At 66.9% G+C, this 14,204-nt stretch carries 15 protein-coding genes; 11 read left to right on the top strand and 4 right to left on the bottom strand.

Annotated elements, in window-relative coordinates:
- Window positions 1-83 precede the first annotated feature (83 nt).
- Window positions 84-1,136 carry a sensor domain-containing diguanylate cyclase gene (locus V3B25_RS13685; protein WP_049398863.1) on the top strand — a complete coding sequence of 351 codons (1,053 nt, stop codon included), beginning with the start codon at window positions 84-86 and terminating at the stop codon, window positions 1,134-1,136.
- Here the strand turns inward: V3B25_RS13685 and V3B25_RS13680 are convergent.
- Window positions 1,124-1,855: a LysR substrate-binding domain-containing protein gene (locus V3B25_RS13680; RefSeq protein ID WP_204373793.1), complete on the bottom strand. Its 732-nt coding sequence runs from the start codon at window positions 1,853-1,855 to the stop codon at window positions 1,124-1,126. The two genes, V3B25_RS13685 and V3B25_RS13680, sit on opposite strands and share 13 nt — an antisense overlap.
- Before the next feature lie 271 nt (window positions 1,856-2,126).
- Here V3B25_RS13680 and V3B25_RS13675 point away from each other — a divergent pair, with 271 nt between their 5' ends.
- The 5 genes from V3B25_RS13675 to V3B25_RS13655 all read left to right on the top strand — a co-directional run bounded on the left by V3B25_RS13675 (window position 2,127) and on the right by V3B25_RS13655 (window position 7,066).
- Window positions 2,127-2,975, top strand: a complete 849-nt coding sequence (locus V3B25_RS13675; RefSeq protein ID WP_049398866.1) for an isocitrate lyase/PEP mutase family protein — start codon at window positions 2,127-2,129, stop codon at window positions 2,973-2,975.
- A 135-nt stretch (window positions 2,976-3,110) separates the two neighbouring features.
- Window positions 3,111-4,136 (top strand): AI-2E family transporter, encoded by a 1,026-nt coding sequence (locus tag V3B25_RS13670; protein WP_012510371.1) that lies wholly within the window; start codon window positions 3,111-3,113, stop codon window positions 4,134-4,136.
- A 162-nt stretch (window positions 4,137-4,298) separates the two neighbouring features.
- Entirely contained in the window at window positions 4,299-6,041 is a 1,743-nt protein-coding gene (locus V3B25_RS13665; protein WP_032127635.1) for a GGDEF domain-containing protein, read from the top strand.
- Between the two features lie 72 nt (window positions 6,042-6,113).
- Complete coding sequence (locus V3B25_RS13660) at window positions 6,114-6,551, top strand: hypothetical protein (RefSeq protein WP_329810831.1); 438 nt, start codon at window positions 6,114-6,116, stop codon at window positions 6,549-6,551.
- Window positions 6,552-6,565: 14 nt separating this feature from the next.
- Window positions 6,566-7,066: a GNAT family N-acetyltransferase gene (locus V3B25_RS13655; RefSeq protein ID WP_329810832.1), complete on the top strand. Its 501-nt coding sequence runs from the start codon at window positions 6,566-6,568 to the stop codon at window positions 7,064-7,066.
- A gap of 3 nt (window positions 7,067-7,069) precedes the next feature.
- On the opposite strand, the gene V3B25_RS13650 is transcribed toward V3B25_RS13655, so the two are convergent.
- A complete protein-coding gene (locus tag V3B25_RS13650) occupies window positions 7,070-8,044 on the bottom strand; it encodes a LysR family transcriptional regulator (protein WP_032127633.1) in 975 nt (324 codons plus the stop codon).
- Between the two features lie 173 nt (window positions 8,045-8,217).
- Between V3B25_RS13650 and V3B25_RS13645 the strand changes: the two genes are divergently transcribed.
- On the top strand, window positions 8,218-9,141 hold the full coding sequence (locus V3B25_RS13645; RefSeq protein ID WP_329810833.1) for an alpha/beta hydrolase: 924 nt from the start codon (window positions 8,218-8,220) through the stop codon (window positions 9,139-9,141).
- A gap of 36 nt (window positions 9,142-9,177) precedes the next feature.
- On the opposite strand, the gene V3B25_RS13640 is transcribed toward V3B25_RS13645, so the two are convergent.
- Together V3B25_RS13640 and V3B25_RS13635 are read right to left on the bottom strand one after the other, a co-directional pair.
- The gene (locus V3B25_RS13640) at window positions 9,178-10,572 is read right to left on the bottom strand and encodes a DUF2867 domain-containing protein (protein ID WP_329810834.1); all 1,395 of its coding nucleotides are present in this window, start codon (window positions 10,570-10,572) and stop codon (window positions 9,178-9,180) included.
- Between the two features lie 24 nt (window positions 10,573-10,596).
- A complete protein-coding gene (locus tag V3B25_RS13635; protein WP_004147836.1) occupies window positions 10,597-10,908 on the bottom strand; it encodes a metalloregulator ArsR/SmtB family transcription factor in 312 nt (103 codons plus the stop codon).
- 129 nt (window positions 10,909-11,037) lie between these two features.
- On the opposite strand from V3B25_RS13635, the gene V3B25_RS13630 reads away from it, so the two are divergent.
- The 4 genes from V3B25_RS13630 (at window position 11,038) to V3B25_RS13615 (ending at window position 14,075) form a co-directional block, all read left to right on the top strand.
- On the top strand, window positions 11,038-11,619 hold the full coding sequence (locus tag V3B25_RS13630; protein WP_049398870.1) for a hypothetical protein: 582 nt from the start codon (window positions 11,038-11,040) through the stop codon (window positions 11,617-11,619).
- A 182-nt stretch (window positions 11,620-11,801) separates the two neighbouring features.
- Complete coding sequence (locus V3B25_RS13625; RefSeq protein WP_032127655.1) at window positions 11,802-12,269, top strand: DUF2975 domain-containing protein; 468 nt, start codon at window positions 11,802-11,804, stop codon at window positions 12,267-12,269.
- A complete protein-coding gene (locus V3B25_RS13620) occupies window positions 12,269-12,493 on the top strand; it encodes a helix-turn-helix transcriptional regulator (protein WP_032127628.1) in 225 nt (74 codons plus the stop codon). The genes V3B25_RS13625 and V3B25_RS13620 overlap by 1 nt, the downstream gene beginning before the upstream one ends.
- A gap of 43 nt (window positions 12,494-12,536) precedes the next feature.
- Window positions 12,537-14,075, top strand: coding sequence for a TerC family protein (locus tag V3B25_RS13615; RefSeq protein WP_329810835.1), 1,539 nt, complete (start codon window positions 12,537-12,539; stop codon window positions 14,073-14,075).
- The last annotated feature ends 129 nt before the right edge of the window (window positions 14,076-14,204 follow it).

Raw genomic sequence — 14,204 nt, 5'->3', positions numbered from 1 at the left:
CCTTGATCCCGAATTGACGCAGAGCTGTCAGACTCACCAGAGGCCGCCCGGCAAGGGCGTGCGATCGCGCAAGGGGGTCGGCAATGCCGTTCTTGACGGACTCGACGGAAGTCGCGGTCGAAGGCATCGGCGCGGCACGTCGCATCGGCTGGATGCGCTTCGTGGGCAATGGGCTGGGCGCGATTCCCATCGCCTCGATCATTCTTGAACGTCAGGACGGCCCGTGGGCCTGGGTGTTGCTGCTGCTCAACGCGCTGGCCTGGCCGGCGCTCGCGCTGGTGCTGACCCAGCGCTCACGGCAGCCTGCGGTGGTCCAGTTCCGTTGCATGGTGGTTGATTCCTTCTTTGGCGGTGGCTGGATCGCCTTCATGGGGCTCAGCGTGGTACCCAGTGCGTTGTTCGCCGCGCTGCTGGTCGCCGACAAGATCGCCGCCGGTGGGGTGAAGCTGGCGGTACGGGCCACACTGGCACTGGTGGTGGGGTTCGCGCTCACCTGGTGGGGGCTCGGGTTTCCTTACCAGCCGGTGTCATCGCAGCGCACGATCGTGCTCAGCGTGCCGTTCCTGTTCGTCTACGGCATCGGCCTCAGCATCCTCAGCTGGCAGCTGGCGCGGCGGGTGAAATCGCAGAACCGCCAGTTGAAGCGGCTGAGCCGCATGGACCCGCTGGTGGAGCTGGCCAACCGCGGCTTCCTGATCGTCCGTGCGCAGCAGGCACTGGACAAGGCGCAGGGGCAGGGTGGTTTTGCCTGCCTGCTGATGCTTGATGTGGATGACTTCAAGCGCATCAATGACTCGCACGGTCATCGCGCCGGGGACGAAGTGCTGCGCCATATCGCCTCCACCTTGCGCGCCTTCGCCCGGCCTGGCGATACCCCTGCGCGGCTGGGAGGCGACGAGTTCGTCGTGCTGCTGCAGGACTGTGCGCCCGTCGATGCGATGCATGTGGCAGAGCGGGTTCGGCTGCAACTTCTGGAGGCAGCACGGCAGGCAACCCCGGGCATCGAGTTCAGCGTCAGCATCGGAATCGCGGCGACGCCGCGCGGTGGCAGCGTCGAGGACTGGCTGGCACTGGCCGACCGCGCGCTGTACCACGCCAAGCGCCAGGGCAAGAACAACGCCAGCTATGGCGAATGAGGTGTTGCCAGGTCTCTGGCGCAGGCCAGCAGCTGGGCGGCCGTTGCCGGAGGCTTGCAGCGCACCGCCAACTGCAGCGTAGTGGTCGGCATGCCCAGTTCCAGCGCAACAAAAGCCAGGCCGCTGCGGTGCATGCTCTGCATCGAGGCCGGCACGATGGCGATGCCCATGCCGGCAGCGGCAAGGTTGATCGCCGAAGCCACCTGCGGCGCTTCCTGCTGGATGGTAGGCGCGAAGCCCTGGCTGCGGCAGGCAGCGACGACGTCTGCACTCAGGCCCTGGCCCGATTTCCGCGAGAACAGGATGAAGCGCTCGTCGCGCAGCTCGACCAGCGCGATGCTCGTCCGGCACGCCAACGGGTGATCGGCCGGCAGTACTGCCACCAGTGGTTCGGCACTGAGTTGCTGTGTCATCCGTTCACCGGTATTGGAAAACGGCGGGCGCACGATTACTGCATCGAGTTCGCCATCATCGAGGCGCCGGACCAGGGATTCACTGCCATCTTCTACCAGCCGCACCTGCACTGCCGGATGCGCCCGCTGGAAGCTGCGCATCAGCGCGGTGACCGCCTCGTTGTAGGTCGCCGATTCGGTCAGCCCCAATGTCAACGTACCGACCTCGCCGCGTGCGGCGCGCAATGCCTCCTCCTTGGCCTGGTCGACACGCGCGAGGATGTCCTCCGCGGCTCTCCAGAATACCTGGCCAGCATCGCTGAGCACGATGCCGCGTCCCTGCCGGTGGAACAGCGGTGCCGATCTCTTCCTCCAGGGCGCGGATCTGCTGCCCGAGCGGCGGCTGGGCGATATGCAGGGCCTCGGCGGCCTTGGTGAAGCTCTGCAGCTGGGCAGTCATGACGAAGTAGCGCAGGTGCCGCAGTTCCATTGGAACCTCAAACGTTCTGGTGCTGTACGAACACGGTATTGGACGGTCGCCGCTGGCGGCAACATCATCGGTATCCCACGGCAGATGTCCAACGACAAGGGAGACCACATGAAAAAGACACGTCAGTTGCGCGATCTGCTCCGCCAGGGCAGCGTGATTGCGCCAGGTGCATTCGATGGATTGTCGGCACGCCTGGTGGAGCTGGCCGGCTTCGATGCGGTGTATGCCAGCGGCGGCGCCATCGCGCGTTCGGCCGGCGTGCCGGACATCGGCCTGCTCGGCCTCAGCGAAGTGCTTGCGCAGGTTGAACGGATCGTCGATGCCTGCGATCTGCCGGTGATCGCCGACGCTGACACCGGCTTCGGCGGCACCGCGAATGTTGAACGCACGGTGCGCGCGTTCGAAAGGGCAGGCGTTGCCGCCCTGCATATCGAGGACCAGGCCTTCCCCAAGCGCTGCGGACACCTGGATGACAAGACGCTGGTCGACGCGGGCGAGATGTGCACGAAGATCCGTGTCGCCTGCCAGTCGCGGATCGACCCGGAGTTGATGATCATCGCGCGTACCGATGCCATCGCCTGCGAAGGCCTGGATGCGGCGATCGAACGGGCGCAGGCCTATGTGGACGCGGGCGCGGACATGATCTTCGTCGAGGCACCGGAAACGCTGGAGCAGATCGAGGTGATTTCGCAGCAGGTTCCCGGGCCGAAGCTGATCAACATGTTCCACAGCGGCAAGACGCCGCTGGTACCCGTGGCGCGGCTGGCCGAACTCGATTACCGGCTGGTGATCATTCCCTCGGACCTGCAGCGCGCTGCGATCCGGGCCATGCAGCGCACCCTGCAGGAGATCGCAGCGACTGGCGACAGCGGGCGTGTTGCCGGCGAGCTGGCCAGCTTCGGCGAGCGTGAGACGATCGTGCGCACGGCGCGGTATCTGGCACTGGACCGGGTGTGATCCGGGCGTGATTGCGGACGTGCCGATGGACGGAGAAGGGGCGGCGGAATCCGCGTGTGTTGCCTGTTCATCCTGCACCCGGAATCATCGCCGCCAATCCTCTACCATGGGCCACCCTGCCCGGACGTGCCGCCCATGCAAGACGCCCTCGTTGCCCAGCCCAAGCCCCCCGTCCCGAGGATCGCGGCCTGGCTGATGATGCTGCTGGGCATGTGGCTGGCGTTGAAGCTGGGCCTGGTGGTGACCCTGCTGTCGGGCCTGCTGGTGTTCCAGCTGACCCACCTGCTGGCCTCCACCGTGGAGGGCAAGCTGCCGCCAGGCCGGGCGCGGGCGATCGCGGTGATCGTGCTGTCAGCGGTGATCATCAGCGCGCTGGTGCTGGCCGGGATCGGCGTGGCGTCATTTTTCCGCAACGAGACCGGTGGACCGGACGCATTGCTGGCGCGGCTGATGGAGATCCTCAATTCGTCGCGGCACCAGGTGCCGGCGCTGCTGCAGCCGTACATCCCCGAGGACATGCCGGCGCTGCGCACGGCACTGAACGACTGGGCCGCCGAGCATCAGCGCCAGCTGGGCGTGGCCGGTACCTCGGTGGTGCAGGTGGGCGTACGCGTACTGATCGGTATGGTGCTGGGCGCGATGATCGCGCTGTATGACGAACTGCCGCTGCCGAAGATGGGCCCGCTGGCGCAGGAGCTGATCGGCCGCACCAGCCGCCTGGCCACTGCGTTCCGCCAGGTGGTGTTCGCGCAGGTGAAGATCTCGCTGCTCAACACCGTGTTCACCGCCATCTTCCTGCTGGGCGTGCTGCCGTTGTTCGGCGTGCACCTGCCACTGTCCAAGACCCTGGTACTGATCACCTTCATCGCCGGCCTGCTGCCGGTGGTGGGCAACATCATTTCCAACACCATCATCACCATCGTCGCGCTGTCGGTCTCGTTCTACGTGGCCGTGGCGGCGCTGCTGTACCTGATCGTGATCCACAAGCTGGAGTACTTCCTCAATGCGCGCATCGTTGGCGGCGAAATCCAGGCCCGCGCCTGGGAGCTGCTGTTGGCGATGCTGGTGATGGAAGCGGCGTTCGGCCTGCCCGGCCTGGTGGCGGCGCCGGTGTTCTACGCCTACGTGAAGCGCGAACTGGTCGACCAGCGCTGGATCTAGTACGGCAGGGTGTGACGCATTCGCCTCAGCCCGGCGCGGGGTGAGACCTTGCCGGCGCGTTCGCGGTGGCTGCGGTATACCCATGGTCACGGTTCGCGCGGCACTGGCTTGGCGCTGCCGGGACCGGCGGCTACAGTGATCCGCACTTCAGGGGAAATTTGCATGGCCGGCAAGGCATCGCCCATCGGACTGCGGACCTGGGTCTGGATCCTGGCGGGGTCGTTCGTGGTCTGTACGCTGCCGTTGATGGCCATCGCGCTGGTCCAGGGCACGCTGCGCTACAGCGCTGCCGAGGACAACCTGGTCAGCCTGCGCCAGCTGCGCCAGACCTTCGACCTGGCCAACCTGGTCTCGGCCGAACGCGGCCCGGCCAACAGCCTGCTCGGTGCCGACCCGGCCGATGCCAGCGAGCATGCGCGGCTTACGCTGCAGCTGGCGGTGGTACGCAGGCGTGTGGACACCGCGCTGCAGCAGCTGGATGCCGTGTTCACGGCTGATCCGGGCGTGGTGGATGAGCATGGGATGCTGGCAGACGCGCAACGTCGCCTGCAGTCGGCACGCGCGGGCGTGGACCGGGTGGCAGCGCAGCCGCGCGACGCACGACGCGTCGAAGACGTGGAGCGCGCGATCAGCGGCATGTTTGCCGTGGTCGACCGCCTGCACCTGCTGACCTCGGCACAGATCAACGTACTGGTCCGGGCCGACCGCGAAGCGGCGATTCCAGCCATGCAGGGGCAGGTGCTGATCGACCTGCGCGAGCACGGCGGGCGTCTGGCCTCCAACGTGATGGCGCCGGTGGCGGTACCCGGTGCCTGGCGCAACGAACAGGTGCGCGCGGCGCTGCAGACCGAGGGCCGCCTGCTGGAACTGTGGCGGCTGGCCGGCAGCCACGAATCGGTGTTCCGCAGTGATCCGACGCTGTCCTGGCATTGGGATATGGCGCGCCGGCAGTTCTTCGGCGAGTCACTGCCGATGATCGAACAGCTGATCGACGACGGACGGCGTGGCCTGCCGCCGCCGTGGACCGCTGCCGAGTTCACCACGCGCTACGTGCCGACCTTGCAGTCGCTTGAGGCGCTGCGTGACGGTTACCTGAGTGTGTCCATCGCCAGGTTCGAGCACACCCGCAACCGGGAGGCCACGCGGCTGGCGGTGCTTCTGGCCACCGCGCTGGGAACCCTGGTGGTACTGGGTGTGGCGCTGCGTATCGCGCATCTGCAGATCCTGCGGCCTCTGCTGCAGGCACAACGGCAGGTGATCCAGATTGCCTCCGAAGCGCCTGGGCCCGAGCAGCATGTGACCCATCCGCTGGCCGAAATGCAGCGCCTGTTCGATGCGATTGAAGTGCTGCGCGAGAAGTCGCGCGAACGCTCGGCGCTGACCAGCGAGCTGCGCCAGCTGGCCGGCACCGATGAATTGACCGGACTGCTGAACCGTCGCGCGCTGGAGGAACTGGTGCAGCAGCGCCACGACGAGGGGCGGATGAGCGCAGTGGTGATCCTGCTGGACGTTGATCGCTTCAAATCGATCAATGATGGTCATGGCCACGATGCGGGTGATGAAGTGCTGGTACAGGTGGCGCAACTGCTGCAGCGCCATCTTCGCCGCAGCGACAGCATTTCCCGCTATGGTGGCGAGGAGTTCCTGGTGCTGCTGGCCGACGGTGACCTGGCCGCTGGCCGACAGCTGGCCGAATCGCTGCGGCTTGCGCTGCAGCAGCTGGACATCGTGGTGGCCGGCGGTACCGTGCTGCGGGTGACCGCCAGCTTCGGCGTGGCCCGCGGTGCTACCGACGCCTTGGGCTGGCGGACCCTGCTGCGTGCCGCCGATGCGGCCATGTACCAGGCCAAGGCGCAGGGCCGCGACCGCGTGCGGGTCGCCGGTGGTGGGCGCATTCCACGCTGAAACATCATGTTCATCGCTGGCGCACGCATGGCTGCCTAGACTGGACCTTCGACCATTTGGCAGGAGCGCATCATGACCGTTCGCCCCGTCGTTGCTGCAGCGCTGCTGGCCGGGATGCTGGCCGGCTGTAGCTCCACGTCGTCGCAGACCGCTGCGGATGCGCCACGCCACCCCTCGGTTGCCGCCGACCTGAGCCCGGTGCCGGCTTTCACCGGCGGCGGTGCGGGTTGGAACATTGAGATCGCCTCCACCGGCCAGGGCAACCACGATGCCAGCCTCAGCGCTGACGGCCGTACCCACAAGGGCACGCTGCGCTATCCGGGGCAGCCGGCCGATGCACCGAGCTCGCTGATCGTGCTCAACGGCGAGCTTGGCGAGCAGCCCGCCATCGTCGAGATCAAGCGTGAGTCGTGCCGCACTGCCGAAGGTGTGGACACCCTGGCCAGCGTGCAGGTGACGATGGAAGGGCAGCCACAGCGCCGCGGTTGTGGCCACCTGGCGGTGTATTGAGGTCGCGCGACGGTATGCTCGAGATTCCCACGCTTTACACCGAACGCTTGCGGCTTCGCCCGCAACGGCTCGATGATTTCGAGGTCTACGCCGCATTCCTGGCGTCGCCGCGTGCGTGCGGCATGGGCGGTCCGTTTGGTGAGGTCGCCGCGTGGGGGCAGTTCTGCCACGACCTGGCCAGCTGGCAGCTGTTCGGCCACGGTGCGCTGATGATCGAGCGCGGCGACAGTGGTGCCTGCATCGGCCAGGTCGGTATCAACCACGGTCCGTTGTTCCCGGAAAAGGAACTGGGCTGGCTGCTGTATGACGGCCATGAAGGGAAGGGCTTCGCTACCGAAGCGGCCGGCGCGCTGCGCGACTGGGCCTTCGTGGTGGCGCAGCTGCCGACCCTGGTCAGCTACATGGCATCGGACAACCTGGCGTCGCAGGCCGTTGCACAGCGGCTGGGCGGCGTGCTGGACGATCACGCCGTGCGCAGTGATGCCGATGATCTGGTGTATCGCTACCCGCGCTGACGCCTAGCTGCCCGTGGCCGGGGCCTGTACCGTGCGGCCGAGCGCCTTGGCGACGCCTTCGCGCTTCTCGATCAGGAATTCCATCAGGGCGCGCACGCGCGGTGGCATCTGCTCGCGCGAAGGCACGTACAGGTAGAAGCCGGGGAACGGTGCCGACCACGCCGGCATCAGGCGGACCAGGCGCCCATCGGCCAGCATCGGCTGCAGTGACAGATCGATATGCTGCATCACGCCCAATCCCTGCAGCGCGGCGCGGATCATGCCCTCATCGTCGTTGGTGACATAGCGTCCGCGCGGTTCCACTTCAAAGTCATGACCGGGCTGGCCCGGCGTGCTGAATTCCCAGGCATAGACCCCGCCGCTGCCGGTCTGCCGGTAGCCCAGGCACTCGTGGGTGGCCAGTTCGGCGGGCGTGGTGGGCGTGCCATGGCGGGCCAGGTAGGCCGGCGAGGCGACCACCACCATTTCCAGCATCGGCGTGACCGGCACGGCGATCATGCCTTCGGCCAACCGCTCGCCAAGGCGGATGCCGGCGTCACAGCCGTCGGCAACGATGCTGGACAGGCCGTCGTCCATCACCAGCTCTATGCGCAGCTCGGGGTAGCGCGCGAAGAACTCCGGTAGATGCGGTTCGATCAGCGTCTTGGCAGTCAGGCGCGCGGTGTTGATGCGCAGCAGGCCGGACGGAGCGTCATGGCTGGCGCGCAGGTCGCGTACTGCGGTTTCGATGGTGCTCAGCGATGGCCGCAGTGCGTCGAACAGGCGCTGGCCTTCCTCGGTGAGCGACATGTCACGGGTGGTCCGGTGCAGCAGGCGTACCCCCAGCTGTTTCTCCAGGGTCTTCAGGCTCTGCGACAACGCCGGGCGCGAGACCCCCATCTCAACGGCCGCTTTGGTGAAGCTGCGGTGGTGGGCGATGTGGGCAAACCAGGCCAGCTGGGGCAGCAGGGCCGGGTTGATCGGGCTGGGGGCGCTCATGGGGCTCGGTCGGCAGGACGGCGGGAGAAGATGGCGGCACAGGTTGTCGCTATTTGGTAATTGCAGCTTACTACTTTGGTTGTGATTGGCCGCTTTTTCGGCCCCAATCCCGGGTCTATCGTGCTTGCAACGGCGACACCCGTCGCCTCCCGCCGCTATCGAGGAGCCGCAGCATGGAAACCATCAACATCCAGAATCCGGACATGGCCTGGCCGATCGCCGCCGACCTGCGTTTCCCGCCGGACTTCGACCGCAACCGGGTCTATCCCGCGATCATCAGCATGCATCCGATCGGCAGCTGCAAGGAGCAGACCGCCGGCAACATCTACGGTGAGGCCCTGGCTCGCGAGGGCTACGTGGTGATCGCCTATGACGCCAGCTTCCAGGGCGCCAGCGGTGGCGAGCCGCGTCGGGTCGAAGACCCGACCCAGCGCGTGGAGGATGTACGCCGCGTGGTCGACCATCTGGTCACCCTGCCGTACGTGGATGCCGAACGCATCGGCGTACTGGGCATCTGTGGCGGTGGTGGCTATGCGATCAACGCCACCATGACCGAGCGCCGCATCAAGGCGGTCACCAGCATCACCGGTGTCAACTTTGGCCGGCTCAGTCGTGAGGGCTTTGGCGGATTCGATCCGATCGGCACGCTGGAGGCCATCGCTGCCCAGCGCACCGCCGAGATGCGCGGCGGCGAGGCCCGTGTGGACCTGTTCCTGCCGCCTTCGGTGGAACAGGGGCGCGCCGCCGGCATCACGGATATCGATGTGCTGGAGGCCACGGACTATTACCGCACGCGCGAGCCGCAGCCCAACGGCGTGGTCAGTGCGCTGTTCTCGCATCGCGGTGCAGCGGTGGGCTGGGATGCCTTCCACCTGGCCGAAGTCCTGCTGACCCAACCGTTGCTGGTGGTGATCGGTGACAAGCCGGGTGGCTTTGGTGCCTACCGCGATGGCCTGGAGATCCATGGCCGTGCGGCGTCGAAGCACAAGCAGTTGAAGGTGGTGGAAGGCTGGTCGCATTACGACCTGTATGACAAGCCGGAGCCGGTGCGCGAGGCCCTGGCAGCGGTCGTTCCCTTCTTCAAGCAGCACCTGTGAGCTGATGTGGCAGGTGATGCCGGCCACGGGCCGGCATCATCTGTACGCGGAGTACTCCGCCCAGTCATCGAGATCGGCCAGTTCCGGCGCCAGCGCATGTTCGACCGCGCGGCGCAGCAGTGCCGGCGCGACGTAGTGCCGGTGCGCGGCATCGATCAGCGCCATGTACAGGCGGCCGAACGCATTGCGGGTCTGCACGCGCGAGCCGAGGCTGATCTCGACGTGGCCATCGGCACAGCGCTGCACCCGCACGCTGCTGCGGAAGCGCAGGTGGCGATCATCGGCACCGAGCAGCACTTCGGCGCAGGTGTCCCCGTCATCGATGTGCGCGTCCAGCACCGGGTAGCGACCGGCGAACAACCGGCTGCGGTCGGTCGACAGCAGTGACGATACCGGGCAGCCGAGCGGCGACGTACGCAGCCGCAACGGCGCCACGAGGCGGTTACGCAGTGCCATCAGGTGGCCCACGCCGGTGGGCGGATTTCGCAGGAAGCCTTCCAGTACATCGGCCAGCAGTACCGACGCGGAGTGATGCGCGACCTGCGCGCTGTCCAGGCACAGCGTGGTCTGGTCCTGGTAGTGGCTGTGCGGCAGCGCAGTGGCCAGCAGCCCGTCGCTGTGTGGTGCCTGCGACTGGACCGGGTAGGCCGGTGTGGCGCGTTCGACGAACCCGCGCAGCGGCCGCAGTGGAATCCGGCGCAGCGGACCGAGCAGGGCACGGGTACGCGCGCACAGCTGAGCACTCAGGCTGGGGGGTGCGGCCTGCAGCGACAGCTGCAGCAGTGGCGCTGCCGAGAGTGCAGTGGCCGATGGCCAGTGGGCATCGGGCAGTACCTCGGTCAGGCTGGGGATATCGGCCGCATTGCGTTGAACCTGTGCACGGGCCTGCTCATCCATCGCCCCGGCCAGCTCATTGCTGTGGCAGGACAACGCGAACAGCGCCGGATGTGTGCGATGGTTCGATGCGAACTGGTGCCACGTGCCGCCGCCGAAGCGCACGGTGAACAGGCAGTCCGGTGGAATGCGGATGCGCCGCAGCGTGCGTGCGAAGGCAGCGGGATCGCGCGCCAGCTGCGCGTCGGAGGCGGTGGCGAAGCGCAGCTCGGCGCCCGCGCTTCCGGCGATGGCGGTGAACGTGCGCGGGCCTGCATGGCGATGAAACGGGTGACCACCGGCACCGACGGTGAAGCTGTACAGCGAGGAGGCGTCGCCCTGCTGCAGATGCATGCCGCCCAGTCGCGCCGAAGGCTCGTCCAGCGCATCGATGAAGGCCGGGTGGTGGCGCTGGCGCTGGCTGGCGTCGGTCACCAGCGCATCACCGGCACCGATGCCGAGCTGCGCGATCAAGGTGACTTCGGTCGGGCTTCCGCCCTCCTGCCCCGGAAGCTGCACCCCTGGAAACGAACGGCGGTCGCGGGTCGAACCAGGCATGGTCATGCTCCTTGGCGGGGCGGTTCAGCGGGCTGGGGACTTGCGGCGCGCGCGTGCTTCGCGCTTCAGCGGGCCGCCGACCGGACACACTTCGGCTGCCCAGGAAAACAGCGTGTTGGCCAAGCGGTCGGGCACCTGCCGGAAGTAGACGAACTGGCCGCGCTTCTCGCGTTCGATCAGGCCGGCTTCCTCGAGGATGCGCAGGTGGCTGGACAGCGCCGGCTTGCTGAAGTCGAAGCGTTCGGCCAGCTCGCCCGCGCTCAGCTCACCGGCGCTGAGATAGGCCAGGATCTGGCGGCGGGCGGTGGAGGCGAGGGCTTCGAAGATACGGTCCATGGCGAGCTAATTAACTAATTCGTTAACTGATACTCCTCCCGCCAGCGGCGGCTGTCAAGCCATGACCCGTTGCGCGTGGCGCCCGGGCTTTGCCATCCTCCCTGCTGTTTTCCGTAGCGTGGAATCCCGATGCGTCCTGTGTTCTGGCTGGCTTTGGCCCTGCTGCCCACCCTGGCGGTGGCGCAACCTGCGCGTACTGCAAAGGCCAAGGCCCCTGCGCAGGATCCCTTCAGCGAGCTGTTCGATACTGCCTGCATGCAGCACATCGGTGCCCCGGCGCGGTTGCAGTCGCTGATGGAATCCAATGGGCTGTCGCCGTTGCAGCCCGCCGAAGCCGCGACGCTGTTGCAGGGGCAATCGGGCGTGGCCTGGATGGTGCCTCTGGCCAGTGGCCGCTATGCGGTGAGCTGGGCTGACGATGGCACGTGTACGGTCTACGCCGAAAAGGCCGACGCGGCGGTCGTGCAGAAGGGATTCGCCCGGTTGGTGCAGGCCGCACCGAAGCCGTTGCAGGTGCGGTCGCTGCCAGGGCGTGGGCCGCTGTCGGCCGATCAGGTGGCCATCCAGTACGGCTGGGCCACGCCGGGGCAGGGCAAGCTGCAGGTGCGATTCCGCCTGGTCACACGGCAGGCGGCCGAAGCCGGCGTGCAGGCGATGGCCTCGGCGGCCCCGGGCGAAGCGATGCTGGCGCAGGGCGCGCCTGGGCCCTGAAGGGCCCACGCTCGCGATTCAGCCTTTCACGCGGCAAGTGGTATATCGTTTATCGATAAATTCACCCGGGGCGGCGAGGCCACCCCAATGCCGGAGGCCGCTTGACCGCTCGTCCCGCCCGCGCCAGACCCGCGCGAGGCTTGTTCACCCTGGCCCAGGCCGCCGTACAGGCGGTGCGGGCGATGTGCTGGCTGGGCATCCTGGCCGCACTGCTGGCCGTGCCGCTGGTCGCCCACGACCGCAGCTGGCTGCTCGACAGCATCCACGATGCTGATGCCGCTGCCGTGCATGGCAGCGACCTGTTCCTGCATTTCTGCCTGGGCCTGGGCGCGATCGTCGCGCTGCTGGTGCTGTGCCTGATGTTCCTGCGCCACCTGCTGCGGCTGTTGAAGTCGGCGGCGCGCGAGCGGCCGTTCACCCACGCCAATGCACAGCGCCTGCAGCGCATGGCCTGGCTGATGCTGTCGATGGAGGTGCTGTCGATCCTGATCGGCGCCTACGCCGCCTGGATGGGCCCGGACTTCACCTGGATGGAGGTGGGCGGCGGCATGTCGATCACCGGCCTGGTCGCGGTACTGATGCTGTTCGTGCTGGCACGCGTGTTTGCCGTGGGTGCGGCAATGCGCGATGACCTCGACGGTGTCATCTGATGGCGATCGTCATCACCCTGGACCGCATGCTGCAGGAACGGGGCATGACCCTGTCCGAGCTGGCCGGGCGCATCGACATCACCCTGGCCAACCTGTCGATCCTGAAAACCGGCAAGGCGCGCGCCATCCGCTTTTCCACACTTGATGCGATCTGCCGTGAGCTGCAATGCACGCCCGGTGACCTGCTCGGGCATGACCCGGCGCAGGCGCAGGAGGCTGACTGAGTGTTTCCCCTTTTCCCTTACCTACTGACGAAACGGACCTGAAATGGAATGGTTGGCTGACCCCTCGATATGGATGGGCCTTGCAACCCTGGTCGTGCTGGAGATCGTTCTCGGCATCGACAACCTGGTGTTCATCGCGATCCTGGCCGACAAACTGCCGCCGCACCAGCGCGACCGCGCGCGGGTGATCGGCCTGGCGCTGGCCCTGCTGATGCGGCTGGTGCTGCTGGCCGCGCTGGCATGGATCATGAAGTTGACCGAACCGCTGCTCACGCTGTTCGACCACAGCTTCTCCGGGCGTGACCTGATCCTGCTGGGCGGTGGTCTGTTCCTGCTGTTCAAGGGCACGATGGAACTGCACGAGCGGCTGGAGGGCCGCGAGCATCACGAGGATGGCAAGAAGGTCTACGCCAGCTTCGCGATGGTGGTGGCTCAGATCGTGGTGCTCGACGCGGTGTTCTCGCTGGACTCGGTGATCACTGCGGTCGGCATGGTCGACAACCTGGGCGTGATGTACGCCGCGGTGACCATCGCGATGGCGCTGATGCTGGTGGCCAGCAAGCCGCTGACCCGCTTCGTGAACAAGCATCCCACGGTGGTGGTGCTGTGCCTGGGCTTCCTGTTGATGATCGGTTTCAGCCTGGTGGCCGAAGGCCTGGGCTACAAGATTCCGAAGGGTTATCTGTACGCGGCGATCGCCTTCTCGATCCTGGTTGAAGCCTTCAACCAGTGGGTGCGCTTCAATCGTGAGCGCAACGAGCGTCGCCAGCCGTTCCGCCAGCGTACCGCCGACGCCGTGCTGCGCATGCTGGGCGCGCGCCCGGCCAATGGCCACGACGACGAAAACGCTGACGAACACGTCGATGCCGAAGAGCGGTTGCAGCCGGCCGAGCACGAGATGATCCGCAGCGTGCTGGGCCTGGCTGATCGCCCGGTGTCGAGCGTGATGACCGTGCGTGCCGACGTGCAGTGGATCGACCTGGCACGTGGGCAGGAGGATGTGGTGGCACGCCTGGTGGCATCGCCGCACACCCGCCTGCTGGTGGGTGATGGCGACCTGGACAGCCTGCGCGGCGTGGTGCAGAGCCGCGACCTTCTGGCCGACCTGCTGCAGGGCAGGCCGCTGCAGCTGGAGGGCAACCTGCGCGAGCCGCAGTACGTGCTGTCCAGCGCCAGCGCACTGCAGGCGCTGGAACTGATCCGCCAGCACCCGGTGCCGTTGGCGGTGGCGGTGGACGAGTACGGCAGTGTGGAAGGCCTGGTGACCGCCAACGATCTGCTGGCGGCCATTGCCGGTGACCTGGTCGACACCCAGGACGAGCGCTATGGCGTGGAGGCGCAGGGCGAGAACCAGTGGGAGGCCGACGGTGCGCTGACCCTGGACGACCTGCAGCGCCTGGCCGGCGTGTCGCTGCCGCGCAGTGCCGACTACATGACCATCTCCGGACTGGTACTGGAGCAGTTGGGTCGCCTGCCGGACATCGGTGACACGGTGGAGATTGCGGATGTACGCATCACCGTACTGGCAATGGAGAAGCGTCGCATCGCCCGCCTGCGGGTGGAACGCATCGGGCTTTCGTAGAGTCGAGCCATGCTCGACTGGCCCTCTGTAGAGTCGAGCCATGCTCGACTGCTTCCTGAGCAGCCGGGTACGGGCCCGGCTCTACACAACACTGCCGGCAACCGTCACCATGGCGGGCCCGCTTTCTTT

The sequence above is a fragment of the Stenotrophomonas sp. SMYL8 genome (assembly GCF_036320065.1).
GTDB lineage: Bacteria > Pseudomonadota > Gammaproteobacteria > Xanthomonadales > Xanthomonadaceae > Stenotrophomonas > Stenotrophomonas maltophilia_A.
This window is presented reverse-complemented; position numbering and strand designations above follow the sequence as displayed.

Excerpts from the sequence above, each read along its gene's own strand:
- V3B25_RS13685 (WP_049398863.1), top strand. The coding sequence starts at position 84 with ATGCCGTTCTTGACGGACTCGACGGAAGTCGCGGTCGAAGGCATCGGC.
- V3B25_RS13675 (WP_049398866.1), top strand. The coding sequence starts at position 2,127 with ATGAAAAAGACACGTCAGTTGCGCGATCTGCTCCGCCAGGGCAGCGTG.
- V3B25_RS13670 (WP_012510371.1), top strand. The coding sequence starts at position 3,111 with ATGCAAGACGCCCTCGTTGCCCAGCCCAAGCCCCCCGTCCCGAGGATC.
- V3B25_RS13665 (WP_032127635.1), top strand. The coding sequence starts at position 4,299 with ATGGCCGGCAAGGCATCGCCCATCGGACTGCGGACCTGGGTCTGGATC.
- V3B25_RS13660 (WP_329810831.1), top strand. The coding sequence starts at position 6,114 with ATGACCGTTCGCCCCGTCGTTGCTGCAGCGCTGCTGGCCGGGATGCTG.
- V3B25_RS13655 (WP_329810832.1), top strand. The coding sequence starts at position 6,566 with ATGCTCGAGATTCCCACGCTTTACACCGAACGCTTGCGGCTTCGCCCG.
- V3B25_RS13650 (WP_032127633.1), bottom strand. The coding sequence starts at position 8,044 with ATGAGCGCCCCCAGCCCGATCAACCCGGCCCTGCTGCCCCAGCTGGCC.
- V3B25_RS13645 (WP_329810833.1), top strand. The coding sequence starts at position 8,218 with ATGGAAACCATCAACATCCAGAATCCGGACATGGCCTGGCCGATCGCC.
- V3B25_RS13640 (WP_329810834.1), bottom strand. The coding sequence starts at position 10,572 with ATGCCTGGTTCGACCCGCGACCGCCGTTCGTTTCCAGGGGTGCAGCTT.
- V3B25_RS13635 (WP_004147836.1), bottom strand. The coding sequence starts at position 10,908 with ATGGACCGTATCTTCGAAGCCCTCGCCTCCACCGCCCGCCGCCAGATC.
- V3B25_RS13630 (WP_049398870.1), top strand. The coding sequence starts at position 11,038 with ATGCGTCCTGTGTTCTGGCTGGCTTTGGCCCTGCTGCCCACCCTGGCG.
- V3B25_RS13625 (WP_032127655.1), top strand. The coding sequence starts at position 11,802 with ATGTGCTGGCTGGGCATCCTGGCCGCACTGCTGGCCGTGCCGCTGGTC.
- V3B25_RS13620 (WP_032127628.1), top strand. The coding sequence starts at position 12,269 with ATGGCGATCGTCATCACCCTGGACCGCATGCTGCAGGAACGGGGCATG.
- V3B25_RS13615 (WP_329810835.1), top strand. The coding sequence starts at position 12,537 with ATGGAATGGTTGGCTGACCCCTCGATATGGATGGGCCTTGCAACCCTG.